Here is a 26,032-nt window from a genome sequence, read left to right as displayed (position 1 = left end):
CCAGGGATTTTATGTGAGCTTAGGGTTCGCGCTTGCAGAGGCTATTTTTAATTATTATTTGGATCATAATTATTTAGATCATATAGGTACGTAAATGTTTTACTACTAGCTCTGGGCTGATGGCGAATATGCTGCATATACAGATGGGCTGGAATATGCTTAGATTGCTTTTGTTATTAGAACGAATACAGCTTTTATAAAATAACTCTGATTCTAATAATAAAGTATGGAGACTATAGCGCTGTATTTTCATTGATCTTAGTGAACTCATACGTATGCGCACGCTACAGAACGGAGGCAAGGAAATAAGGGAAAAGGACGACTTTGGAGGGGCGGGAATCTACCTTTACTCCTAATCCAGTAGATTCCCGCGGCTCCACCGGAGTCCGTTCCCTTATTCCTTGCCGAAGTGGTGTAGATACAGACTTCCATAAAGTTAATATCAGCACCAATCAATCCTATATATCCTATCAAAGAGCTATACCACTACATGGTCCACGAATAATCCACGCAGCTCCACCCTACTCTCCAGTACAAAAAAGACTCCTGCCCATCCCAATGGGACAAGCAGGAGTAAGCAATCTATATAATAATGGGAGGAGAAACAGATTTCATAAGCAACATAGGCTATATACTCAGTCAAACGATAGCCAGTTAAAGCGAGCGATGATCTTCAAAATAATCATTACATTTTTTCATCCATGCTCGTTTCACTGCAAGCTAGATTCTAGATTACTCAAACCGACCATAGAACGCGTTGCGGTAAACATCCGCCAGCTCGGTTACCAGCGGCATTTTAGGATTCGCTGTTGTACATTGATCTTCAAATGCACGGTCTGCCAGATAATCGACACGCGATTCGAAGTCTTTGGCATCGAAGCCCAGCTCCTGGAATGTCTCTGGGATACCCAGTTTGCGGTTCAGATCGCGGATGGCGTTGACCAGACTGTTTACGCCTTCTTCTGTTGTACGAGCTGGTAGTCCCAGAATGCGGGCGATTTCAGCGTAGCGCTCGTCAGCGATAAAGTGCGAGTATTTAGGGAACGACGAGAACTTGGTTGGTTTTTTCGCATTGTAGCGGATTACGTGTGGCATCAGGATCGCATTGGTACGACCGTGTGCAGTGTGGTATTGACCGCCCCATTTGTGCGCCAGACTGTGGTTAATACCCAGGAAAGCATTAGCAAATGCCATACCAGCAATGGTCGAAGCATTATGCATTTTTTCACGTGCTAGCTTGTCGCCAGTCAGTGCCGATTGCTCCAGGTATTGGAATACAAGTTGGATCGCTTTGATCGCCAGACCATCGGTGTAGTCATTCGCCATATTCGATACATAGGCTTCAATCGCGTGAGTCAGTACGTCCATACCAGTATCTGCTACAGCTACGCGTGGCAGGCTATATACAAACTCAGGATCGACAATCGCTACGTCTGGAGTCAGCTCATAGTCAGCCAGTGGATATTTGGTGTTGCCTTTTTCTTTATCGGTAATAACTGCGAACGATGTCACTTCCGAACCTGTACCCGATGTGGTTGGGATCGCTACGAATTGTGCTTTTTGACCAAGATGCGGGTATTTGTAGATCCGTTTGCGAATATCCATGAATTTTTGCTTCAGGTTGTCAAAGCTTACATCTGGGTATTCATAGAACAGCCACATGCCTTTGGCAGCATCCATTGGCGAACCGCCGCCGAGTGCGATAATACAGTCTGGCTGGAAGCGTTCCATCATTTGACGACCGCGTTCAACCGTTGCAGTCGATGGGTCTGGCTCGACTTCCGAGAATACTTCGATAGCTACTGGTGTTTGACGCTGACGCAGATAGTGTTCGACCTTTTCGACATAACCCAGTTGTACCATCATTGGGTCAGTGACGATTGCGACACGGCTGATGTTTGGCATTTTCGCAAGGTATTGAGTCGAGCCTTTTTCAAAGTATACTTTCGATGGGATTTTGAACCATTGCATATTCACGGTACGACGAGCCACCCTTTTAATATTAATCAGATTGACAGCAGTGACGTTCGAAGAAGTCGAGTTGCGTCCATACGATCCGCAGCCCAGTGTGAGCGATGGCAAGTTCGTATTGTAAATGTCACCAATGGCGCCATGTGTCGAAGGCGAATTCACAATAATCCGTCCAGTTTGCAGACGATCTGCAAATTTTTGAATTACTTCTTCATTGTTCGAGTGAATCGCCGAGGAGTGACCCATACCGCCAAATTCAACGATCTGGGCAGCACGCTCGATCCCTTGATCGGCATTTTTTACTTTATAGCAAGCGAGTACCGGGCTCAGCTTTTCAGCAGATAATGGATATTTGGTGCCTACGCCTTCCAGCTCAGCAACAAGAATCTTCGTATTCGCAGGTACGGTAATTCCGCTCATTTCAGCAATTTTAGTTGCAGGCTGTCCAACGATTGCTGGATTTACTGCACATTTTTCCACATTCATAGCGCCAGCGGTCAGCTTGGCAACTTCTTCTTTATTGAGGAAATAGCAGCCGTTGTCGATCATCAGCTTTTTCACTTGATCGAATACAGGCTCTTCAATGATAACCGCCTGCTCAGACGCACAGATCATACCATTATCAAAAGATTTGGATAGAATCAGGTCAGTTACCGCTTGTTTCAGATCGGCACTCTTCTCGATAAAGGCAGGTACGTTACCAGGGCCTACACCGAGTGCTGGTTTACCACAGCTATACGCTGCTTTAACCATCGCACCGCCACCAGTAGCCAGAATAAGTGCTACATCCGGGTGATTCATCAATGCATTCGTTTTATCCATCGATGGGTTCTCAATCCATTGAATACAGTCGGCTGGTGCACCGTGCTTCACCGCTGCTTCCAGCAATGTTTTTGCGGCCTCGCAGCTACATTGTTGTGCAGATGGGTGGAAGCCGAAGATGATCGGATTGCGTGTTTTGATCGCGATCAGTGCTTTGAACATCGTTGTGGAGGTCGGATTCGTTACTGGTGTAATCCCCATAATGATGCCGACCGGCTCAGCGATTTTTTGGAAGCTGTCATACGCGTTATCTTCAATCACACCAACCGTTTTTTCATTTTTAATGCTATGGTAGATGTATTCTGTCGCAAAGATGTTTTTTGTAATCTTATCCTCATACACCCCACGACCTGTTTCTTCGACAGCCATTTTAGCAAGGTGCATATGCTTGTCGAGTCCGGCAAGCGCCATCGCCTGTACGATGCGATCGATCTGCTCCTGATCCATTTTCATAAATGCAGCGTAGGCTTTGTTCGCCTTATCGATCTGCTTTTGAATCTCTTCCTGTGCGGTCAACTCTGCGGTGCGGGCGGCATCATTTTTAACAGCCATTTCTCTCATCCTCCTCAGAATGTGTGTTGCTCTTGTCTACGCACTGATCATAGCATAGAGACATAAATCATAATGTGATATTTTTCACAATCAATTTTGATTTTTAAAAATTTTCTTTTCTTGTTTTTTGCTTTTGCATTTTGAATGATATCGCGTTATACTATAAGTGAAAATAATCACAAACTTTTAAAATTTAAAGTTTCTTTTCCTCTTACCGATAACATATAGAGGTAAAGTGACATATATCAATTAATTTTACTAATTTTTCCTTTAATTTAATGCAATTTGGTTATTTTCACGTATAATGGGGACATAAAGGAGAGGAACAATGATGAACAAACCAATGGAATTGACGAAGCAGCTTGAAAATAGTAACACTAGCAGCTTCTCGCCTGCTAATCTGGAGCGCATGCTTGCTTATGCGACAGATCGCAGTGTAGCAGCTGGATCGCATCTATTCTGGGAAGGCGATGTGTCGGACAAGCTGTTTTACATTAAAAACGGACGCGTAAAACTAACCAAATCGACCGATGAAGGTAAAGAGCTCATCCTGTACATGTATCAGGCTGGTGATATCATCGGTCAGGCTGATCTGTTCTCCGGTACACGCCTCGGCTTCACAGCAGAAGCATTAGAAGATACTGAGGTTGCTGTTATCGATCATAAGGACCTGGAACTGATCATTTGCCAACATTGCGACTTTGCTATTGATTTTATGAAATGGATGGGTACACACCATCGTCTAACTCAAACAAAGGTACGCGACCTGATGCTGTACGGTAAACCGGGAGCGCTCTGCTCCACGCTGATTCGTCTGAGCAATACTTACGGCGAGCCACACAATGAAGATGGCTCGATTCTGATTAATAAAAAAATTACGCATACCGATCTATCGAATATGATCGGCGCTACTCGTGAGAGCGTAAACCGTATGCTAAGCGATCTGCGTAAAAAAGACACGATTGAGTACGAGCACGGTATGATTATCATTCATGACCTGGAGGCGCTACAGGAGGTTTGTCACTGCGAGCTGTGTCCAAAAGAAATCTGTCGGATCTGATCGACCACTCTCCTCCCCATTGCACCGGATGTACGTGAACCCATTGCTAATGTATATGCGAAAAAAGCTTTCCACCGGAACGATACCGGGGAAAGCTTTTTTATGTTCGGATACCGCCGTCTTGCAGACAGCCTGTATACATTAGTCTACCCAGTGCTCTGCCCAGTTTTGAATTTGTTCCATTACTGGCTTGAGGGCGCGACCTTTCTCTGTTAATTCATACTCAATTCGTACCGGAGTCTCCGGGTATACCTGTCGTACCAGTATGCCACTTGCCTCCAGATCTTTCATACGCTCCGAGAGCATTTTATCGCTCATCATCGGAATGAGGTTCGATATGTCTTTGAACCGTTTCGGTCCGCTCATCAAGGATTGAATGATGAGGCCGTTCCAGCGTTTACCCAGGAACGAAAAGGCTGTCTCAAAGCGCGGACACAATCCCAATTGATGCTGTTCCATCATTTCACCTCTTTACTGGTCCATTGCCAAATCACATATGGATACAAATTAGGCTTACTGCTCACAGACTCGAGCTTACAATAAGTTAGCACAAATATCTTACCATATTTCCTAACATAAGAAAACGAAAACATCCCGATTTGTACGCTTTGTTATGCGGTTTTGTAAGATTTATCACAAAACATCATCCACTATAATAATTATTTGCTCTTGCTTATATTTTAACGTGTTATTGTTGTTGCCATTCTATTTTAAAAGTCCTGCTTCTAGCCCGCTAACCAGATATCCATTCTTCCTCCTGCAAGAAATCGCGTAAGCGATGCAAATCCTGCTCAATAACGGATTCGAGTGAACGATTGTAAAGGATAGCGGCTGGATGATACAACGGAAAAATCCAATACTGCTCCGTTCCCTCCGTATAACCACGCTCGGGATGATCACGATCTACATGCCGAATCGTACTCTGCCTTGGTTGACCATGAATATCGGATACGCGTACTCCACCACCGAGCAGACGCTGTAGCCCGATATTACCAACTGTTAGCAATAGGCGCGGCTTCACGACGGATAGCTCATAATCGAGAATGGGCGCATGGGCAAGAATCTCACTGGCAGTCGGTGTACGATTCGAGCGACTTATACGCTCTGGATTTCCCTTAACCGGACGATCTCGATAAGGACGACTGCGAACAGCACTGGTCATATACAGATCGTCACGCGTAATTCCAGCAATCTGTAAATATTCGTCCAGTACCTTCCCTGCCTGTCCACAAAAAGGGCGTCCCTGTACAATCTCATTGCCACCAGGCGCTTCGCCCACAAGCATAATATCGCCGGGCCATTTACCAAATCCGGCTAAAAAGCCTTCCAGCTGCTTCCCTTCTACACGCCGCATACAAGCCTCCACCAGCTCCGGTGGTAGCGGCACATGACCGATATGAACAGCTTGCTGACTGGAATGATCCAACTGTGTAGCTTTTTGCTGTGTATTGTGTTCAAAAGGGGAACTATTCTGTTGAGCCATCTGTATCGCTCCCTTGCCTTCATGATGTGTACTGATTTATTTTGCATACAAAAATACGCCTGCCGTTATATTACCCGGCAGACGCATTTGGAACACGCCATACAATTATTATGCAGCTTAGTGCTATCACATAAAAGTCAGGCTTACCGGCAATCGATACAATACCAACGGTTGCTTTCAGTATGATTAACAGGGGCTTGCTGCGTTCCTATAGGGTTCAGCAGCAAGGTAACAGCCCTTCTCTTATGCAGATATAAATCCGCCGTACTTTGAACGATCCTTGCACCTTGCATTAGAAGCTTCATCATACGATGCAAATAGGAACATCAATCAGCTATCGGCTTTGTTCGGATACCGATTAGATGGTCAGATGACCTGCAAGCGTACGTTGCGGCTCTGTGCGGCCAAATTGTGGACGCGCATTGGTAGCTGGATATGCCCAGCGTACTGCGTTAGCGATGATATGCATAATATCTTCGTTATGATACGTTGGATACGTTTCATGTCCCGGACGGAAGTAGAAGATTTTGCCATGACCGCGACGGTACGTGCAGCCACTGCGGAATACTTCTCCACCTTCAAAGTTGCTCAGGTATACCAGCTCATCTGGAGCAGGAACATCGAAGAATTCACCGTACATTTCTTCCTTATCGAGCGTGATGGAAGGGTTAACGCCTTGAGCGATTGGGTGCGTTGGATTCACACACCACAGAATCTCCTGCTCATCCGCTACACGCCATTTCAGATCGCAGCTAGTGCCCATCAGTTGCTTGAATGGTTTCGAGAAATGTCCGGAGTGAAGAACGATGAGTCCCATTCCTTCCTGAACACGACGTACCACTGCTTCCGCAATGTCATCATCAACCAGATCGTGGGCAGTGTGGCCCCACCACAACATTACATCGGTCGAGTTCAGAACAGATTCGGTAAGACCGTGCTCTTCCTGGTCAAGTGTTGCTGTACGGCAGGCAAAGCCTTCCTTGGACAGCCCATCTGCCAGCACTTTGTGGATTCCCTCTGGATAGATAGCCTTCACGTCGTCACGGATTTGCTCATGTACAAATTCATTCCAGACTGTTACGTTAATCATACTGTTACTGCCTCCCTGTTATTAAACCCACCACATCTCGCCGAGTTCTTCCTCGATCATTACCTGCTGTAAGTTGTGGACGGCTTTAGTAAAACCTTCATTAACGGACATCAATCCGTCTTCGTGTTCAATGCTGACAACATAATCGTAACCTACTAGACGAAGGGCACTAATGATATCAGCCCAAGTTTTCAGATCATGACCATAGCCTACAGTTCGGAACTGCCATGCGCGGTCTTGCATCTCCGCGTAGGAGTGCATGTCCGTGACGCCGTTCATATTCATATTATCGGTGTCTGTAAGCGTATCTTTAGCATGAAAATGATGAATTGCGCCATTTTTCCCCAAAATTTTTATCGCAGCGACAGGATCGATGCCTTGCCACCACATATGACTCGGGTCAAGGTTCGCCCCAATCGCCTCACCAGCCGCTTCACGCAGACGCAGCATCGTACCTGGTGTATGAACGGAGAAGCCACCGTGCAGCTCAATACCTACCTTCACATTATGATCCGCAGCGAATTTTCCGTTCTCTGTCCAGTAAGGAATAATTTTCTGATTCCATTGCCAGTCGAGCAGCTCGCTGTAATCGTTTGGCCACGGTGCTACAGGCCAGTTTGGATATTTTGCATTATCACTGTCACCTGGACAACCGGAGAATGTATTGACTACTGGCACATCCAGCTTTTGCGCCAATTGAACTGATTTTACAAAATCATCGTGGGATTCCTGTGCGATCGCTTTTTGCGGGTGCAGCGGGTTACCGTGACAGCTCAGTGCGCTGATCGTCAGACCACGCGATTCTACTGCTTTTTTGAACTCACGCAGCTTGCCTGCATCAGCTAGCAGCTCATCTGGCTTACAGTGTACAGCACCGGGATTACCACCCGAGCCGATCTCTACTGCCTTGACTCCCTTTTCAGCTACATAGTCAAGCGCCTCCTCGAAGCTCTTGTTGTTCAGCAATACCATAAATACGCCCAATTTCATTCGTTTTTCCTCCTGGTTCATCCGTTTTTTTAGGTAAAGGAATGGTCGCTGTCGTGTCCGATTGTGTCGAATAGTCTTCTACTTATTACTACGAACCGAGCGCCAATAAAGTTTGAAATTTCCAGTAATTTATGAATAAAATTTTATTTATATCTGATATCAATAGCTTCTATAGCGCGGAAAAGATGTTGCCGAGAATTGGCTCATTCATCATCTTATTTCTATCTGCATGATATCACCCATAAGGAGCACACTATCCGTTATCACATGCATGTGTTGCTGTAAAATGGACGGAAGCTCTATAAAGCAAGTCCGTACCGTTACGTAATCTAGTTAAACCGTGATCGCTTCAGGTTGCAGCTCAATCGCTTTGCCTGTACGTGCGGATTCATAGATCGCTTCCAGAATCTGCGTCACGACCAGTGCCTGCTCTGGCTTCACGAGTGGCTCCGTATCATTCACGATCGCTTCCAGCCACATTCTCGCTTCACGAGCACCAGCATCCTCTGCCTCGCCGGAATAGAATGCAACTCCACCGGAGCCTAGATCAACCTGACTGTCGATCAGGCGGCCATTTTTCTCACCGTTGATATGCAGACCATCGCTCATATCTGCACCGCCTTCAGTACCACAGAGCAGTGCCTGTGCTTCGCCAAACTTACGCACATTCAGTGCCCAGCTGGACTCAAGCGCAATGACCGCACCATTTTCCATCGTGATGAATCCGAAGGCAGAATCCTCTACCTTGAACTTCTCCGGGTCCCACGGGCCAAAGGCATTCGCGGAATTTGGACGTGGACCGAGCTTGTGGAATGTAGAGCCCAGTACTGTTTTTGGCTTATAGTTATCCATCAGCCATAGCGTCAGATCCAGTGCATGAGTCCCAATATCGATCAATGGGCCTCCACCTTGCTTCTCTTCATCCAGAAATACGCCCCATGTCGGTACAGCGCGGCGACGCAGTGCAATCGCTTTGCCGTAATACACATCACCCAGATCGCCTTCTTCGACCATTTGCTTCAAATACAGACTGTCATCACGGAAACGATTCTGGTAAGCAATCGACAGCTTTTTGCCTGTGCGCTTGGCAGCTTCAACCATCGCACGCGCTTCTTCTGTCGTCTTCGCCATTGGCTTTTCACATAGTACATGCTTGCCCGCTTCCAGCGCATCGATGCTGATCACCGCATGGGAATCATTCGGTGTGCATACATGAATGACATCAATACTGCTATCTTGTAGCAGTTGCTTGTAATCGGTGTATACTTTTGCTCCTTCAGCGCCGTATTGCTCGGCTGCCTCAGTAGCACGTTCTTCCACGATATCGCAAAAGGCAACGATACGTGCGAGTGGCTGTTTGGCAAGACTCGGCAAATGCTTACCCTGTGCAATGCCGCCACAGCCGATGATGCCGATATTAAGAACCTGCTCAGACATTCACAAGTCCTCCCTTAGCGCCGTAGCTTTTTACCCAGTTTATGCTTTGCTCGATACTTTGCATTGGTGCTTGCAGGCTGTTATCTTGCTCAACCACGATCCATTCAACACCAGCTTTAGCAGCAGCATCTCCGATACGTGCAACATCAACTTCGCCTTCGTTCAGCTCCATCATTTGGATGCCTTCATCTGTACGCTTGAAGTCTTTCCAGTGTACGAGCGGCAAACGCCCTGCGTATTTTTCGATATATTCCACTGCATCATAGCCGCTGTATTGTACCCATGCCGTATCAAGCTCTACCTGAATCAGGTCAGCAGGCAATTCGGAATAGAGCGCATCCAGTACCGTATGCTCGCCAATTTTCTCAGTCAGCTCAAAGTCATGGTTGTGATACAGCAGTGTGACGCCGTTTTGATTACATACTTCTGCAATTTTACGCAGATTAGCGAAGATTTCTGGCCAGTTGCCGCGTTGCTCCTCTGACAGATAAGGAACGATAATATATTTATTGCCAATCGCTTTGTTGTAATCGATCAGCGATTGCGCATCATTGACAAGATCAGCGTATTGCGTATGTGAACCTACTACTTCAAGATTGTGCTTTTTCAACAGCTCATTAATCTGCTCTGCGCTGCGACCATAAAAGCCTGCAAACTCTACACCTTGATATCCAAGCTCAGCAATTTTAGCGATTGTACCTTCAAAATCACGTTCCAGATCCTCACGAACAGTAAACAGTTGCAATCCCACTTTTAACATCGTTTTGTTCACTCCTGTATGATATATTGGTGGATCGATATGATGATGCCTGTACCTGGTGCATACGTTTGAACACATCGTTAAATAGATTCCTGCGTGCAGTCTTCATGCTGGCTGTACAAGGAAGTTTTATTGTAAGCTATCGATAGAGAGTTATTGATACACATTGCCCTGACGATAACCTGCACGACTCTCGATAATCACATGCTTGCCTTCAAGGGAAGAACGCTGGAATGCGTGCATCACTTCAAGCACATGATACGCCAGCTCGCCACTTGCACGATGCGGACGATTTTCACGAATTGCCTGTACCATTTCGCTAACGCCTTTACCACGATCATTGCTAATCGGTTCAAATACGGGCGGAAGCTCTTCAAATGTATCCGAGCCTGCACGTTTTAAGCGTACTGTACCATCGAAAAAGTTCGGATCTGGCAAATCCAGCGTACCTTCCGTACCATAGATTTCGATACGTGGCAACTGAGAACCACCTGGAATATCGAAGCTAGTTACCATTGTCGCGATAACACCATTTTCAAAGTCAATCGTACCGGCAAGATGAGTCGGCGTTTGTACACGAATCGGTGTGCCTGCTTTAGGGCCGCTATGAACTTTACGATCTGGCATCTGAATGCCTGCTGACGAGCTAACACGGGTCATCGAGCCAAGCAAGCTTGTAAGCGCAGTCAAATAATACGGTCCCATATCGAACATCGGGCCACCACCCGGTGCGTAGAAAAATTCAGGGTCTGGATGCCAGCCCTCCGGTCCTGCCCCCATCATAAATGCAGATGCTGCAATCGGGCGACCAATCAGACCATCATCGATCGCTTTACGCGCTGTTTCAAGACCTGCACCAAGGAATGTATCCGGTGCACTACCTACGCGCTTACCTGTTTCTTTTGCCTTTTCCAGTGTACGACGACCATCATCTAGCGATACCGCTAGCGGCTTCTCAGCGTATACATGCTTACCTGCTGCTAAAGCTGCCAGATCGATGCCAGCATGAGCGGCAGGAATCGTTAGATTGATAATCAGCTCGATATCGTCCTGCTTCATCATTTCTTCCGGTGTGAAGACGTTTTCAATACCAAATTCTTTTGCCCGTTCCTCTGCACGTTCTTTGACCATGTCGGCACAGGCTACAATTTCGATCACCGGACTTGATTTCAGATTAGTAAAATAAATAGAGCTGATATTGCCACATCCGATTAATCCGGCTTTCATTCGCTGCACGGGTAGTCCTCCTTTGGTGCTTACCAAACGCATGATAACCCCTATGTACAATGGACTTATCGATACGATTGTCCGCGAGTTTCAGGTCCAGCCTGCTGTTCTAGTTCCATTTGCATCTAAAATGCAAACCAGAAGCTGTCCTTTTATGTTATTTTTGGCTCGTAACCATAGTATTACAAAATCGTTTCAATTAAAATGAATAATATGATTAAAACATGAACAATTTGGTCAAAATTTAAATTTGTTGCTGAAATGAGGAACGTTTAATGGAAGGACACGGAGAAGATTGTAAAGTATTTACAGCAGGTTACTCCTTTCACAGGAAACCTTTTTATATGCATGAGCCAGATGGAATTCAAAACTACTTATTTCGTCTACAAACGGAAGGAAATTGTCAGCTACGATCTGACGGGAAGTTCGTCGATGTGGAAGTAGGCGATCTGCATATGTACGGGCCAGACGAGCCCTATGAGCTACGAATCGATTATACGCAGGGCGCTACGGGCAAGCAGGTTGTAGAAAGTGGCGATTATCATATCTTTTTCGGTGGCGAGTGGGCAGATCGCTGGTGGCATGAGCAGGAGCGTCCAGCTAAGATCAAAATTCCGCTGACTGACAATATTACCGATCTGATGCGTCAGATTGCGATGGAAAAACGGCGTATTGATAATCCGTATCCAGAAATTTGCAGTCATTATATGAAGATACTATGCCTGTCTGTGGATCGCTATTTGTCCGAGCAGCCGATTGGTGGCCCTCGCACTTATCTGGCTTATCAAATTAAAAGCTACATCGAGGAAAATGCTTCTTCTGCCTTTAAATTAGAGGATGTTGCGCTACATACCGGCATCAGTATTTCCAGAGCCGTGCATCTATTCAAAGAAGCATTCGACACGACGATTATGCAATATGCGCTGGATGTGCGTTTGAATATGGCGCAGGAGCGAATTATGTTCAGTCCAATGCCCCTGGAGGAGGTTGCGGAATCATCGGGATTTGCTAATTATACTTATTTTCACCGTGTGTTCCGCTCGCGCTTCGGCATGTCGCCAAAGGAATTCCGTTTAACGAAACGAGAGCAGCAGCATATTACGTAATATGGTGAATGCTGGTGAAGGTGTGAAAAATACATTTCTGTTATTACAACATACTTTTACGATACACTCTCACACGCAATCAGATCACATCATGTTTCACTCTACAATCAGAAAAGGCATATTGGCAGCAGATGCTGTACCAATATGCCTGTTTGCTTATATGCATAATGTGTATCCATAAAATAGATGTGTATAATAAGACAATACAGTGTAGTAACAATAAAATGATTACTTCTGTGCGCTATGCAGACGATTCAGCTCTTCAATTACACTGCGGCTGATCAGCTTGCCTTTGAAATATACTAAATCTTCAGTGTCACCAGTAAAAATGCAAGAAGGCTCGTATTTTTTCAGAATGATACGATCGCTATCTACGAAAATCTCCAGACCATCTTTAACATCAATATTCATAATACGACGAAGCTCAATTGGAATGACGACACGTCCAAGCTCATCCACTTTTCTCACAATACCAGTTGCTTTCATCATTCTGGTTCTCCTCCAATATCATAATTCTACATTTATCTACAAAATTTTTAATCGTAATTGTTATTATTAAACCATATCAATAGGCGAATGCCAAGTTAATATTTAGAGAAATATTAAAAATTTTAACTATTATTTTAGGAACAAATCCGCTTTACGAGAAGCTTAGAATCGAAATTGTTTATTTTTTAGGTGAATCAAGAGTAATATGTACTTTTAACCCTATTACTTAATATTCAAACATTATTCGTCATTTTTCTCTGTATATCCTTTGTTTGGATGTCGATTTATTATTTTATCTACATTTTTCGTCAAAATATAAAAAGGCAGCGTAGCTACCTCCAAAGAATAGCCCCACTGCCTTTTATCCATCTATCGTAGCTCAAGCCTCATATTGTTTATACTTATATGAAAACTTCTTGTTGAATCCATGCCTGCGTCTATGAATACATTTACCAAATCAGCGTACTGTGAAGTGATTCATGCTGAGATTATTGGTACACTTGAGATCATCTGTACATTACAGAAAATTTTCAATACGAACCACATTACGAAAATAGCTCTACTGTTAAAATATGATCTCGTACGGCTTCTTATCCCCTACTTGCTCGGAACAAACTGCCGAATCCAGTTCCCAAAGCCTGCTGGATTACGCGTCTGGATCAAAATCACACCTTCTCCACGGAAACGACAGACAATGCCCTCTCCACTCGTCACTGTGGACAACCAGCCCTTCGATGCTTTTTCAATCTGATAATTCATATAACCCGGCCATGCGACAAGGTGAGCATTATCGACAATGACCTCTTCACCCTGTGCCAGATTAATCGCATGAATCGAACCATAAGAAGACAGGAATACGGTACCTCTACCGCTAATTTCAATAATAAAGAAGCCTTCTCCTGAAAATAGACCTTTTTTCAGATTTTGCATCTGTGTGCCGACCTTAATCCCATCTGTACCTGCTAGAAAACCATCCTTTTGAACATACAAGCTATACGACCCATCTAACTCTACTGCCGTCACATCACCAATACTGGATGGGGATAGTAAGATTTCAGCCGAGCCATGCGTCGAGCGCAATTCCTGGAAAAAGAACTTCTCGCCCGTCAGCATCCGTCCAAGACCGCCCATTATTCCACCGTCGAGTGTGCCTTTAATCTCGACATTGGGAGACATCGACACCATGGCGCCCGATTCTGCCTTGATCGTTTCCCCTTGTTCTATATGTACCTTCAACATCGCAAACGCGCCTTCATACAAAATATCATATTTCATCCGTATTCACCTATCCTTTCAGCATATGAAGCTTATTGCTATTATGACATTTCACTTTTACCGTTGTATACATTTGCTTTATGTAAAGCTTCTGATCATTTTCCAAGCGTCTCACTCTCTATACCAAATGAACAAGCCGCATCCTTATCATCATCGATTAAAAGGATACGGCTTCGTGTCGTTTCATGCTTATTCCAGCTTATTCCTCATCCATCTGCTGACGCTGTTGCAGCTTCTGACGTGCATCCAGCGCTTCACTTACAGCAAAAGCCAGATCGTCATTCCCATACATCGACAATACGCCAAAGAGTGTATCATCTGGAATCTCGCCAGCCTCCTCCTTCGGCACCGTTAAACGAATGCCCTGCTCCAGACGTGGATTGTCGAGTTGGTCAGGATACGCGCTATAATATAGCTCCCGTGCATCCAGACCACGATTCACACACCACTGCGTGAAAACTAAAATCATCATATCCTCGTCCTGACGGTAGCTCTCTACAATCTGTTCCTCGCGCTTCTTGATCATCTCGGCGCGTGTCATCTCCATATCATCAAAATCACTCATTATGCTCTCTCCTTCATACGGGTTGTCTGCTCCTCATTATACATCCACAATCAACTGTTCAACCAGCCGATGCGTATCCAGCACCAGATCGGCACGAATACTGCATTGCTCCGGTGCATCCAAACGATCCAGAAAATGCTCAACTACCCCTGTGAATCCGCGACGCTGTAAAATTCCTTCCCAGCTACCCGGACTTTGCAGCTGCGGAAGATCATCCTTTTCATAAAGATATAGCTGCTCCATGTTCACGACCTCAGCGGATCGTCCGCCACCATGCAGAACTAGCTTTTCTATATCCGCACCAGCACTACGTGCCATGCTATATTGGCCATACCGCCCTCTACCCAGCGACAGCATGCCAGACGCATGCAGCATAGGGCCATTGCCTTGCTTTTGCAGCTGGCGTGCCAGTACGTCATATCCTTCATTACCCAACCACAATAGCAGATCGAGCATATGGATCAGATCATCATATACCGTTTCGCGCGCTGGCAAGCTTTGCATTCGTGTCCGATGCTTGCTCACCTCACACAGCTCAAAGCCTCCTGCTTCTGCTAGCCACGCATAGGCATTCATATATAAAGGAGCAAAACGGCGATTAAAGCCAACTGCGAGCAGCAGTCCCTTTTCCTCCGCCAGCGCTGCCATACGCTTCGCTTCTTCTAGATCATAAGAAAGCGGCTTATCTACATATACAGGCAAGTCAAGCTCCAGACAAGCGCTGACTATGTCAAAATGAGTCGATGTCGGGCTATGTACAAAAACAGCATCCACATCCCACTTCGCCAGATCAGCAAGCGTTGTACTGCCATTTGGTACACGATAACTCTGCATCATTTGCTGTACTGTCGCTTCGGTGCGGCTGACCACACCTATCAGCTCTACATCCGAACGACCTGAGAGCAGCGGTATGTATACTTTTTGCGCGATACCTCCAAGACCGACTATAGCTATACGTTTACGTTTCAACGATCGTTCTGAATCGCTCATTGTTATGGTCTCCTCTTCTATCATTTATCTTTTTTATAATATTGTATACGGGTATTAGCGTAGTCATTCATAGCAGTAGTCATTAACAGTAGAAGCATACTTCACTACATAGTTAGCCTGCATTATAGCATGATGCAAGCCATATCGCCCATAACTAAACAACGGCACTGCCTATAATAAGGCAAGTGCCGTTGTGGATAAACACGATTAACAATCCAGCTTCTTTTACGATAGTTGCTTGAATATAGCTTTAAAGCTACCTTCATTCAGGTCTTACCATTCTTACATTGCAGGCTCTTCTGCTGTACGTGCCTGTGCTTTCTTTTTCTTTTGACGCAGACCAATCAGTACAACAGCAATAACTACGAGCAATTCGAAGCCGTATTTGATTGCCCAGTTAACGAAGTAACCGGACAGGAAGCTTTCTTCCATAATCATACGAGCTGCTGTCCATGCCAGAATAGCAGAACCCAGTGCTACGATCCACGGGAAACGTTCCATCAGCTTCATGATTAGTGTACTACACCATACCATGACCGGGATCGAAATCGCCAGACCGACAATAACGAGCAGTGTATCACCATGAGCCGCACCAGCAACAGCCAGTACATTATCCAGTCCCATCATCGCATCGGCGATAATAATCGTGCGAATCGCTGCCCAGATTCGGGTGCTGGAGGATACTTCATTATCTTCCTGTTCCTCAATCAGCAGCTTGTAAGCGATATACACGAGTGCAAGTCCACCGATCAAATGTAGACCTGGCAGCATCAATAGGTAGACAACGAGCAATGTAGCAATAGCACGAATAATTACTGCACCAACCGTACCCCAGATAATAACCTTCTTCTGATTCTCTTTGGGAATGTTACGCGCTGCCATACCAATGACAATCGCATTATCCCCTGCCAGCACCAGGTCAATCATAATAATTGAAGCAAGTGCCAACCAAAACTCTACTGTAAATAATTCCATTCGACGACTCCTTTACTTGTTTGGCTTCAGCCAGAAATGTAACGCTATAGCTTCCAGACATAAAAAAATCACCATTAACCGGAATCGGATAATGGTGATCTTTAAAAATAAAAGAGACCTCACCCAATTCACAAATCAGGCAAAGGTCTCGCTAACAACGTAGTCAACATGCGTTGCCAATAAAGCCGGGGATGACATCCCGTAATGACGACTTTACTGTAGAAGCTACTCCCCTTTGGAAGCTATATTTAAGCAATAACACAATTATACACTATTTTTTCCATAATATCTATATCAATATCTATATTGATAGTGAATACAAGCGATTATATTTTCAAATCATTTCCAAAAACCCTATCTTTTTTACATTGTATGTAATATAATAGTGTTCCAGTATCTTGCATATATAGATACATGGGTGCTCTAGGTTGTTCATTATGTTATGATAAATGCTGCAAGGCTGGACTGAATATAGAAGCACAGCTACGGGTATATTAAGATGACTGGCTTATCCAGCATTTCAAATTTAACGACTCTGATGAAATGGAGTGACTTATACATGACTGAAGCTCATTATGAAAAAGCAACGTTTGCCGGAGGATGTTTCTGGTGTATGGTAACACCTTTTGAGGAACTCCCAGGTATCATTAGTATTCGTTCCGGTTATACGGGCGGACATACGGAAAATCCAACGTACGAAGAAGTATGTACCGAGACTACCGGACATGCAGAAGCCGTACAGATCGTATACGATCCAGCGATTTTCCCATATAGTAAGCTGCTTGAGCTGTTCTGGCAGCAGATTGATCCAACCGATGCAGGTGGACAATTTTATGACCGTGGATCATCCTATCGTACAGCGATCTTCTATCACAACGAACAGCAACGTGAGCTAGCTGAGCAAACCAAGCAAGAACTGCAAGCAAGCGGACGCTTTGATAAACCGATCGCAACGACAATTGAGCCTGCCCAAACATTTTATGAAGCAGAAACGTACCATCAGGATTATCATAAAAAGAATCCAGGTCATTATAAACGCTATCGTAAAGGCTCTGGTCGCGATGCCTTTATCGAAAAGCACTGGTCGAAGCCAGTCGACAAACAGGAGCTCAAGCAGCGTCTGAGCGAAATGCAGTTCAAAGTTACCCAGCAAAATGGCACGGAGCCTGCATTCCACAATGAATTCTGGGATCATCATGGCGACGGCATCTATGTAGACATCGTATCGGGGGAGCCGCTATTCAGCTCTACGGATAAATACGATTCTGGCTGCGGCTGGCCTAGCTTTACCCGCCCGATCCGTGACTACCATGTGAAGGAAAATATGGATTTGAGCCACTTTATGGTACGTACCGAGGTTCGTAGCCGCGAAGCCGACTCCCATCTTGGACATGTATTCGACGATGGTCCGGGTCCAAACGGCTTGCGTTATTGCATCAACTCCGCTGCCCTGCGTTTTGTACCAAAGGAGCAGCTGGATGAAGAAGGCTATAGCGAGTACAAAGTATTGTTTCAATAATTGCTGAATGCTAGGGAACAGATTCCGATCTGTTCCCTTTTTTATGTTCAGCGATCTTTTATTGTTATGGAACGTATAACAGCAGGTACACACGCTCAGACGTTTCGGTGCTGTCATATCGGGTAAGACATCCCTATAAGGAATATATTCGATCAACAGCTGTCGTTAGTTCAAAGTATTTTTCGTGTAGACGATATCTGTAACAAAGGAGCGATTGCGATGCCGTGGACTAAAAAGGATTACCCTGATTCAATGAAAAATCTGGATGAACGCGTGCGTAATAAAGCGGTGGAGATTGCCAATGCCCTGCTGGATGAAGGCTATGAGGAAGGTCGAGCGATTGCCATCGCCACCTCCAAAGCAGAGGAATGGGATGAGAATCATCCAGAGGGTAAAGGTAAGGATTGAGTTGGATTGAGGTTGAATATGTGATTGAGATAGTAGATATGAGCTTAGAATGAGAAAAGCCCGTTTGGATGACATACTGTTATGCTGGAAGCATAGTCGTATGATGCAAACGGGCTTTTTGCTATTAATCGTCATCATCAATTAAAGAAGATTTTTTCGATTGCGAGGTTGAACCTGATCTGCGATGAGCCTGTTCAATCAAACGAACCTGTCGAGCGTGATCCTTTCTTTGCTGTTGCGCTATTTTGCCTGTTTGGACAATAGAATGTAATCGCTCATTTATTTGTCGGATATTTTGTAGTGGCTCATCTGCTATATCATAGTTACCTCTCTGCATAAGCTCTACATAACGTTCAATATAGAGCTGATATTCTTGCTCATACGATTTGATTTGACTACTTTTCATAAATGTACGGGCAGCATACATCGCTTGTTTATGCTCTGAAGCCAGTGAACCTGCATAGGCACGCATACGACCTCTTTGCTCTATTAAACGCTGTATATCAGAGTAGAATGCTTTCAATGAATTTTTATGCGTTGCAAGTTGCTCCTGCAATCGATAGATATGCAGTACGCTTTGCTGAAATGTATTTTTTAATAGCTGTTGTTGCTTCGTTATTTGTTCATATTTTCGATATAAGGCAGCATGATTTCCCCATTCCATCTCGCTTTGCTTTATAATTTTGTTTATACGCTCATACTGGTATACACATTCATTGAACGTTTCATATACAGGTTTCTCTGCTTCCTTCCATCGATGAAAATCATCATCATTTGCACGGAGGACATTCTCAGCTTGCTTTATCATCCTTTTCATTGTAGTTAACAGGTGATCTGCTTCCTCATACGCTTGGCGGTCGGGATGAATAAGCTGTTTCATTTTATTGATGTGTTGCGTACTTTGCTGTAGCTCCTGTTGGGTGTGTATGAACTTTTGATATTGCTCATTCCATATATCCATAGGATAACGTTCTTTTATAGCGTTCCACTGTTGCTCACGCTGATCTATCGCTTTTGCCAGAAAAGATATTTTATCGTCAAGTAAGGGTAGCTCGTATTGAATTTGTTGCTTTTTCTCAATTAATTGCTGGATGTGCAAAACTATCTGCTCTATTCGTTGCTCCATCTGTTTGTATAACGATTTTGCTGCTATCATATCACCACGCTCTATTGCCTGCTGCAATTCAGGAATATGATTAGTACTTTCTGCAATCCGATCAGCGACATTATATGATATCCGAAGCTGATGTTGTTCGATTAAGCTCTCTGCAAGCTGCTTGCTATGCTGTGCATGAGCTGCAAATTGATTGCATTTTTCACTATATTGCTGAACGTAGCTCAAGTCCAACGCTAATCCTTGCATAGTAGTCATTACCTGTTTCATAGATGCTGCTGCTTGCAAAGGCTCGTAACGTTGTAAGGCTTTAATCGTTTCCATGTGTTCATGGACTTGGAATAATGCAGTATCTACCTGTTGAAGAGAAAAGCCTGTTTGGGCTTGTAGCTGCTGTAGCCGACGCCTAGCCCGTTGCAAGCTATCCTTTAGATCGTGAAGCTGATCTGACACGTAGATCTTGGCTTCGTTAATTTTTTGAATATGCGAGGTATACAAAAGTATATCCTGCTCAATCTGATCTAATGTGGCTGTCGTCTCTCTCACTATTCGCTTCACCTGCTCGCGTTGAAACACAGAGTATTTCGTTAAAGCTACAGATAGTGTGATATCGTCTATTTGTTGAATCAAGCGTTGCAATTCATCATATGCTTGACGAGCAATGGAATTACTTTCACCTTGCGTTGATTTTAAAAAGGGAAAAGCTTGCTCCTGATATTGTAAAGCCTTACTCTTTAGACTACTTATTCTTTGACGAATAGCTGGTATCTCAACAAAACTCGGCTGTATCAATCGATGGATCTGTTTACTGAGCCAGTACAAAAAATAAAGTAAAACGATCAATGCGATCATATAGACAATCCATGCCAATGTCTTTCCTGTCCAATCCTCTTGAGCCGCTATAGAAATCGATTCTGAATTATTTACTACCTCGCCTAATTTTGTTGCAAGGATCAACTGGTTGTAGCTTGGTTGTTTCGGTACAGCGCTATACATTGAATGTGAATATACTAGCTTAGCTGAATAAGATGACTCCGCGAGAGTAGTATTTTTATTATCACTCACTGTTATATGTATATATGAATCCGGTTGATATTTTATGATATTCATTATTGAATTAGTCGAAGTAAGTGAAGCTTTTTGATTTATTTGTTCCTGCGCAGCCTCGCTGATATAACTTGTACACAAGCAGCTCATTAGCAAGATGGGTAATATACATATCCATCGTTTCATCCAACTCCCCCTCAGCTATCATCAGACCTATGGTTATCTATCAATTGTCTATATAGCATTCACATTGTGCCTAGCCTGCTCACCTTCATACGTATATTATCATGAAAAAGCGCCAACAAATAAATCCGTAGCCATGCAGTGCAGCTGCATAACTACGGATGACTTACCGCTAAAAAGGTATTTATACAAATATGCATCATTTAAATTTTTAGATGCATGAGTATATTCATAATTATATCCGTACAATCCGATTAACCCTGATCTTCTAGAACTTACAATCCCTTCAATGCTTCCTCTATCGGCTGTTCGCCAGAAATCACGTCGTAGCCTTTGCGGTACGTGTTTTTGTTATCGATCAGATGGGCGATTACTTTTGCGACATCGGCGCGTGGGATGCTTCCGCTATCGGATAGCTTTTCGGCAATTTGGATGCTGCCTGTGCCTGGATCGTTTTTCAATCCGCCCGGGCGAACGATTGTATAATCAAGCGAGCTGGCTTCCAGCAGACGGTCAGCATAATGCTTCGCTACATAATAAGGCTTGATCTCCTGAGACCATTTGGCACGATCATAGGCGAACAATGCACTGACCAGTACAAAACGAGATACGCCTGCCTGCTCGGCTGCCTCCATACATTTCACTGCGCCATCCAGATCGATGAGCAGCGTTTTATCATCGCCTGTACTACCGCCGGAACCGGCTGCGAATACGATAGCATCTGATCCAGTCACCACCTTAGTCAGGTCTTCCACTGTACCTTCCAGATCAGCCAGCGCTGTCTTCGCACCCAGCTGCTCCAATGCTTCTGCTTGCTCTGGCTTGCGAATCACAGCGGTTACCTCATGCTCTGTTTCCTGTGCTAGATATTGTGTGAGTAGCTTGCCAATTTGGCCATTGGCGCCAATAACTGTAATATTCATCATCCATTCCTCCTAAGCAAACGATTAAGCAGATGGTATCTCATCTACCGTGTACTGGCCTGTCGTTGCAGGCTCCCTTACATGTATACCCGGAAACGACTGCTGACTACCACTTATCGCTTGTTAGCGGACTGAATATTAATTCCACATCGCTGGCTTAATCTCAACTGGCTCGATTTCAGCGACTTTCATATAATTTTGTCCCCAGCTGTACATCGCATCCAAAATCGGCATCAAGCTTTCTCCGATCTCTGTAAGCGAATATTCAACCTTGGGCGGAACGACCGGGTACACCTCACGATGCACGATCAGATCCTCCTCTAGCTCACGCAGCTGACTGACCAGCATACGCTGCGTAATACCCGGAATAAGTGACTTTAGCTCACCAAAGCGTTTGGTACCGGTTTTGCCCAGATGCCACAGGATCAGCATCTTCCACTTGCCTCCAATGACGGATAGCGTTAATTCCTTTTCACAGTTAAATACACGTTCACGCATCTATACATTCCTCCATTATTTCATATCCGATACCACTCAAAACCCTTGATATGACCCATAGTATACTTTTGGGCACTAGGTAAAAAAAAAGTGCGTACTTACTTAAAGCAACGTCTCTACTTTATACTAGCACTACAGCGAACGCAACCGTGATGGTGCTGTCTATAACATATTGTCACCATTAAACCTATTGTTCGCATGGATTTACTATATTATATGCCGGATGTGGCTACTACAGGAGGAATTACGAATATGGAACTACAACTCGCACTTGATCTGGTGAATATTCCGGAAGGCATCGCACTTGTCAAAGAAGTGGAGCCATTTATTGATATTGTAGAAATTGGTACACCGATCGTGATCAACGAAGGACTACATGCTGTCAAAGCAATGAAGGAAGCTTTTCCAAATCTGAAGGTGCTTGCCGATCTGAAAATTATGGATGCAGGCGGTTATGAGATTATGAAGGCTTCTGAAGCTGGCGCAGATATCATTACAGTACTGGGCGCAAGTAACGACCTGACGATCAAAGGCTGTGTAGACGAAGCGAAAAAGCAAGGTCGCAAAGTGCTGGTTGATATGATCAACGTACAGGATATCGCCACTCGTGCAAAAGAATTGGATGAGCTTGGCGTGGATTACATTTGCGTGCATACAGGCTACGACGGTCAAGCAGCAGGTCAAAGCCCATTTGCTGATCTCGCAACGATCAAAAGTGTAGTGAAAAACGCGAAAACAGCTGTTGCCGGTGGCATCAAGCTCGCAACAATGCCAGAAGTCATTCAAGCGAACCCGGATCTGGTTATCGTTGGCGGCGGCATCACAAGCCAGGATGACAAAGCAACAACAGCATCGCAATTCCGCGAGCTGATTGCACAGGCGTAATATGATGAGCCAGCTTCCTTCTTCGAAGGTTTCGGTTTCAGTGCATTTTGAACGCATTTTACAGGAGCTACAAGGCACACTGTCTGGCATTGCAGGTGAACAGGTAGAACAGCTTGCTGAACGCATCTTGCAGGCGCGTCATATTTTTACCGCTGGCGCAGGACGTTCCGGGCTTATGTCGCGTGCACTCGCTATGCGCTTAATGCAGCTAGGGCTGAATGCTTATGTTGTTGGCGAGACGGTCACTCCCAAAGCAGGCAAGGGCGATCTGCTCATTATTGTCTCAGGCTCAGGAGAAACCAAAGGGCTCGATATTATGGCAGATAAGGCGCTTCAAGCCGAGGTCGAGCTTGCCGCTGTAACGATCTTCCCTGAATCGTCGATTGGGCGTAAGGCGAATCTAATCGTGCGAGTCCCTGGCGCTCCAAAAGATCCTGCGCAGAAGGGCAATACAAGCACTGTGCAACCGATGGGCTCACTGTTTGAGCAGTCTGTGCTGTTACTGTTCGATGGTCTGATGCTGCATCTCATGGAGCTGCGTGGTGGCGATACCGAAGCGATGTTTAGCAATCATGCTAATTTGGAGTAGTTCATATTGATATCCGAGCGACCCTGCTATGTCTGTAGATGACATAGCAGGGTCGCTTATTTTATAGATCATGTTGTGAATCATTGGATAAAAGCTGATGTAGTACTATGTAAAGCTGTGTGGATATATAACCAGATGTAACAATATGCGATTCCCTTTGTCATTTGGAACGTTTTGTAATATAATATTAGTAACGTCATACAAGTAACATAGTATCTAAAAGTAACAATTGCTATAATCTATCGGATAGCTGCTGCACGCTGCTATCCATTTTATTTGAGGTGATGATCATGTTAAAGCTGGGGATTCTTGACCAGTCGCATATTAACGAAGGACAGAACGCGATTGACGCGTTAAACAACACATTAGAGCTTGCAAAAGCAGCCGATCGTCTTGGTTATTCACGTTATTGGATGTCAGAGCATCATGACTTTCCAAGCCTTGCCCATTCCAGCCCGGAAATTATGATCTCGCATGTCGCCGCCCACACATCACGTATTCGTGTTGGCTCAGGCGGTATTATGCTTCCGCACTACAGCGCTTATAAAGTGGCCGAAACCTTCCGATTGCTGGAAGCTTTACATCCTAACCGAATCGATCTCGGTGTAGGACGTGCACCAGGTGGTACACCGCTGGTCAATCGCGCGATGCAGGAGGGCAAATTCCCATCCATGCATGCCGCAGATCGTTATCCACAGCAGATTGTTGATTTGATCGGCTATCTTAATGAAGCTACACCTGCGGATCATCGCTATGCGGGTCTGACTGCTCAGCCAAGCATTGATACGATGCCTGAGCTATGGCTGCTCGGCTCCAGTGGCGGTACAGCAGAGCTGGCGGCGATGACTGGCGCATCTTATGCCTTTGCTCAATTTTTCGGAACAACAGGTGGCGAGGATGCAGTGGCACATTACAAAGAAAACTTCAGACCATCTGTACTATCCCCTACACCGAAGTCGTTAGCAGCGATTACAGTAGCTTGCGCAGAAACCGAGGAAGAAGCGGAATATCTGATGCGCAGTAATGATCTGTATTTCCTGACATTACGCCAGAATCGTCCATTGCCTTATTTACCATCGGCAAAGACAGCTGCCGAGTACCACTACAATGACATGGAGCTGGCCAACATTCGCGATAGCCGCCGCTTCCGCGTTGTCGGTACACCAGATCAGGTTAAGGAACGCCTTCTGCAATTCGCAGCAGATTATCAGACAGATGAGCTGCTGATCGTGTCAGCGATTCATGATAATCAGGCACGTATTCGTTCCTACGAGTTGCTTGCAGAAGCATTCAAGCTGAACGATGCTGCACCTGCACACGCTTGAGTATGTATAGATAATAAATAAAAGCAGCGGTTAGGATATCCTGCCGCTGCTTTTTATCTGTATATTTATATTATATGTTGATCTGATAAGTCTCTCTGCACATGCTATAAGTATCGCGTATTGCTTATATTACAATTTTAAATGCTAGTCATATGCCGAATGCGAAGAAGTATCGCTTCCTTACAATGACTCCTCTCGCTGAATATAATCTGCTGGTATATGATGTGCCAGCCATACATTATGACCTGCATTATAAAATAGAACACCGTCCTGTGCAGCAGCTACGGCATCAATTCGCAGCATGAGTAGCTTGCCCTTACGTCGTCCTGCGAGTGCAGCAAATTCCGTGCTTGCTGACAGATGTACATATTGTCTGCCCATAGGCTTTAAGCCTTCGACATGAATCATATCCCAGAACGCTTCCGCTGTTCCATGATATAACACAGCAGGCGGAGTAGCAGCAGCATACTGCACTTCCGGGCTACTATGACCGTACCGCGCCCGAATGCGTTCTCCATTGATTTCAAAGCGCTGCTTGTCTGAATGTGCCACAACGTCACGCACTTCATGTTCAGTCACTTCACCAACATCGCCATGAACCAATAAAGCTTGGACAAGCTCTTGTAGTAAGCATGAACCATCCTCTGGATCAAGCACAATACCATAAGCTTCAGGACGATGTCTGAGGACAAAGCTCATTTGCTTGCTAAGCTGTTTTTCACGTTTAGCATGTATCATGTTTATATTCC

The 26,032-nt window shown here is 44.9% G+C and carries 24 protein-coding genes; 7 read left to right on the top strand and 17 right to left on the bottom strand.

Annotated elements, in window-relative coordinates:
* Positions 1-732: 732 nt before the first annotated feature.
* Positions 733-3,345, bottom strand: coding sequence for a bifunctional acetaldehyde-CoA/alcohol dehydrogenase (gene adhE / locus SK066_RS08770; protein ID WP_320544377.1), 2,613 nt, complete (start codon positions 3,343-3,345; stop codon positions 733-735).
* A gap of 331 nt (positions 3,346-3,676) precedes the next feature.
* Between adhE and SK066_RS08765 the strand changes: the two genes are divergently transcribed.
* A complete protein-coding gene (locus SK066_RS08765) occupies positions 3,677-4,405 on the top strand; it encodes a Crp/Fnr family transcriptional regulator (RefSeq protein WP_407673815.1) in 729 nt (242 codons plus the stop codon).
* Positions 4,406-4,546: 141 nt separating this feature from the next.
* Here SK066_RS08765 and SK066_RS08760 read toward each other — a convergent pair whose 3' ends face one another.
* The 7 genes from SK066_RS08760 to SK066_RS08730 form a co-directional block, all read right to left on the bottom strand.
* Positions 4,547-4,864 carry a winged helix-turn-helix transcriptional regulator gene (locus SK066_RS08760; RefSeq protein WP_188775603.1) on the bottom strand — a complete coding sequence of 106 codons (318 nt, stop codon included), beginning with the start codon at positions 4,862-4,864 and terminating at the stop codon, positions 4,547-4,549.
* Between the two features lie 274 nt (positions 4,865-5,138).
* Complete coding sequence (locus tag SK066_RS08755; RefSeq protein ID WP_320544376.1) at positions 5,139-5,888, bottom strand: uracil-DNA glycosylase; 750 nt, start codon at positions 5,886-5,888, stop codon at positions 5,139-5,141.
* Positions 5,889-6,246: 358 nt separating this feature from the next.
* Positions 6,247-6,978 carry a ThuA domain-containing protein gene (locus SK066_RS08750; RefSeq protein WP_320544375.1) on the bottom strand — a complete coding sequence of 244 codons (732 nt, stop codon included), beginning with the start codon at positions 6,976-6,978 and terminating at the stop codon, positions 6,247-6,249.
* Positions 6,979-6,999: 21 nt separating this feature from the next.
* Positions 7,000-7,968: a sugar phosphate isomerase/epimerase family protein gene (locus SK066_RS08745; RefSeq protein WP_320544374.1), complete on the bottom strand. Its 969-nt coding sequence runs from the start codon at positions 7,966-7,968 to the stop codon at positions 7,000-7,002.
* 333 nt (positions 7,969-8,301) lie between these two features.
* Positions 8,302-9,405: a Gfo/Idh/MocA family protein gene (locus tag SK066_RS08740; protein ID WP_188775186.1), complete on the bottom strand. Its 1,104-nt coding sequence runs from the start codon at positions 9,403-9,405 to the stop codon at positions 8,302-8,304.
* Positions 9,398-10,165 carry a sugar phosphate isomerase/epimerase family protein gene (locus SK066_RS08735; protein ID WP_188775185.1) on the bottom strand — a complete coding sequence of 256 codons (768 nt, stop codon included), beginning with the start codon at positions 10,163-10,165 and terminating at the stop codon, positions 9,398-9,400. Before SK066_RS08735 ends, SK066_RS08740 begins: the two co-directional genes overlap by 8 nt.
* 153 nt (positions 10,166-10,318) lie before the next feature.
* Positions 10,319-11,401, bottom strand: a complete 1,083-nt coding sequence (locus SK066_RS08730; RefSeq protein WP_188775184.1) for a Gfo/Idh/MocA family protein — start codon at positions 11,399-11,401, stop codon at positions 10,319-10,321.
* A gap of 266 nt (positions 11,402-11,667) precedes the next feature.
* Here SK066_RS08730 and SK066_RS08725 point away from each other — a divergent pair, with 266 nt between their 5' ends.
* Complete coding sequence (locus tag SK066_RS08725) at positions 11,668-12,498, top strand: AraC family transcriptional regulator (protein WP_320544373.1); 831 nt, start codon at positions 11,668-11,670, stop codon at positions 12,496-12,498.
* Between the two features lie 228 nt (positions 12,499-12,726).
* On the opposite strand, the gene SK066_RS08720 is transcribed toward SK066_RS08725, so the two are convergent.
* From SK066_RS08720 to SK066_RS08700, 5 genes are all read right to left on the bottom strand, one after another.
* Positions 12,727-12,987 (bottom strand): AbrB/MazE/SpoVT family DNA-binding domain-containing protein, encoded by a 261-nt coding sequence (locus tag SK066_RS08720; RefSeq protein WP_308422638.1) that lies wholly within the window; start codon positions 12,985-12,987, stop codon positions 12,727-12,729.
* A gap of 597 nt (positions 12,988-13,584) precedes the next feature.
* Entirely contained in the window at positions 13,585-14,262 is a 678-nt protein-coding gene (locus SK066_RS08715; RefSeq protein WP_250343506.1) for a TIGR00266 family protein, read from the bottom strand.
* Between the two features lie 199 nt (positions 14,263-14,461).
* Complete coding sequence (locus SK066_RS08710) at positions 14,462-14,827, bottom strand: hypothetical protein (protein ID WP_229685704.1); 366 nt, start codon at positions 14,825-14,827, stop codon at positions 14,462-14,464.
* Between the two features lie 36 nt (positions 14,828-14,863).
* Complete coding sequence (locus SK066_RS08705; RefSeq protein WP_320544372.1) at positions 14,864-15,817, bottom strand: Gfo/Idh/MocA family protein; 954 nt, start codon at positions 15,815-15,817, stop codon at positions 14,864-14,866.
* Between the two features lie 282 nt (positions 15,818-16,099).
* Positions 16,100-16,792, bottom strand: coding sequence for a TerC family protein (locus SK066_RS08700; protein WP_320544371.1), 693 nt, complete (start codon positions 16,790-16,792; stop codon positions 16,100-16,102).
* A 559-nt stretch (positions 16,793-17,351) separates the two neighbouring features.
* Between SK066_RS08700 and msrA the strand changes: the two genes are divergently transcribed.
* Both msrA and SK066_RS08690 read left to right on the top strand, forming a co-directional pair.
* Positions 17,352-18,311: a peptide-methionine (S)-S-oxide reductase MsrA gene (msrA, locus tag SK066_RS08695; RefSeq protein ID WP_320544370.1), complete on the top strand. Its 960-nt coding sequence runs from the start codon at positions 17,352-17,354 to the stop codon at positions 18,309-18,311.
* Positions 18,312-18,530: 219 nt separating this feature from the next.
* Positions 18,531-18,719, top strand: a complete 189-nt coding sequence (locus SK066_RS08690; RefSeq protein ID WP_188775178.1) for a DUF2188 domain-containing protein — start codon at positions 18,531-18,533, stop codon at positions 18,717-18,719.
* Between the two features lie 124 nt (positions 18,720-18,843).
* On the opposite strand, the gene SK066_RS08685 is transcribed toward SK066_RS08690, so the two are convergent.
* The 3 genes from SK066_RS08685 to SK066_RS08675 form a co-directional block, all read right to left on the bottom strand.
* Positions 18,844-21,066 carry a septation ring formation regulator EzrA gene (locus SK066_RS08685; RefSeq protein ID WP_320544369.1) on the bottom strand — a complete coding sequence of 741 codons (2,223 nt, stop codon included), beginning with the start codon at positions 21,064-21,066 and terminating at the stop codon, positions 18,844-18,846.
* A gap of 272 nt (positions 21,067-21,338) precedes the next feature.
* Positions 21,339-21,986: an SDR family oxidoreductase gene (locus SK066_RS08680; RefSeq protein WP_320544835.1), complete on the bottom strand. Its 648-nt coding sequence runs from the start codon at positions 21,984-21,986 to the stop codon at positions 21,339-21,341.
* Between the two features lie 138 nt (positions 21,987-22,124).
* Positions 22,125-22,484 (bottom strand): transcriptional activator HxlR, encoded by a 360-nt coding sequence (locus SK066_RS08675; RefSeq protein WP_188775176.1) that lies wholly within the window; start codon positions 22,482-22,484, stop codon positions 22,125-22,127.
* 252 nt (positions 22,485-22,736) lie between these two features.
* Here SK066_RS08675 and hxlA point away from each other — a divergent pair, with 252 nt between their 5' ends.
* From hxlA to SK066_RS08660, 3 genes are all read left to right on the top strand, one after another.
* Positions 22,737-23,369 (top strand): 3-hexulose-6-phosphate synthase, encoded by a 633-nt coding sequence (gene hxlA / locus SK066_RS08670; RefSeq protein ID WP_188775175.1) that lies wholly within the window; start codon positions 22,737-22,739, stop codon positions 23,367-23,369.
* Positions 23,370-23,373: 4 nt separating this feature from the next.
* Complete coding sequence (gene hxlB / locus SK066_RS08665) at positions 23,374-23,958, top strand: 6-phospho-3-hexuloisomerase (RefSeq protein ID WP_320544834.1); 585 nt, start codon at positions 23,374-23,376, stop codon at positions 23,956-23,958.
* 290 nt (positions 23,959-24,248) lie between these two features.
* Positions 24,249-25,283 carry an LLM class flavin-dependent oxidoreductase gene (locus tag SK066_RS08660; RefSeq protein WP_188775174.1) on the top strand — a complete coding sequence of 345 codons (1,035 nt, stop codon included), beginning with the start codon at positions 24,249-24,251 and terminating at the stop codon, positions 25,281-25,283.
* Positions 25,284-25,463: 180 nt separating this feature from the next.
* Here SK066_RS08660 and SK066_RS08655 read toward each other — a convergent pair whose 3' ends face one another.
* A complete protein-coding gene (locus SK066_RS08655) occupies positions 25,464-26,021 on the bottom strand; it encodes an RNA 2'-phosphotransferase (RefSeq protein WP_320544368.1) in 558 nt (185 codons plus the stop codon).
* Positions 26,022-26,032: the final 11 nt, after the last annotated feature.

The sequence above is a fragment of the Paenibacillus hunanensis genome, assembly GCF_034055775.1.
Lineage (GTDB): Bacteria > Bacillota > Bacilli > Paenibacillales > Paenibacillaceae > Saccharibacillus > Saccharibacillus hunanensis.
This window is presented reverse-complemented; position numbering and strand designations above follow the sequence as displayed.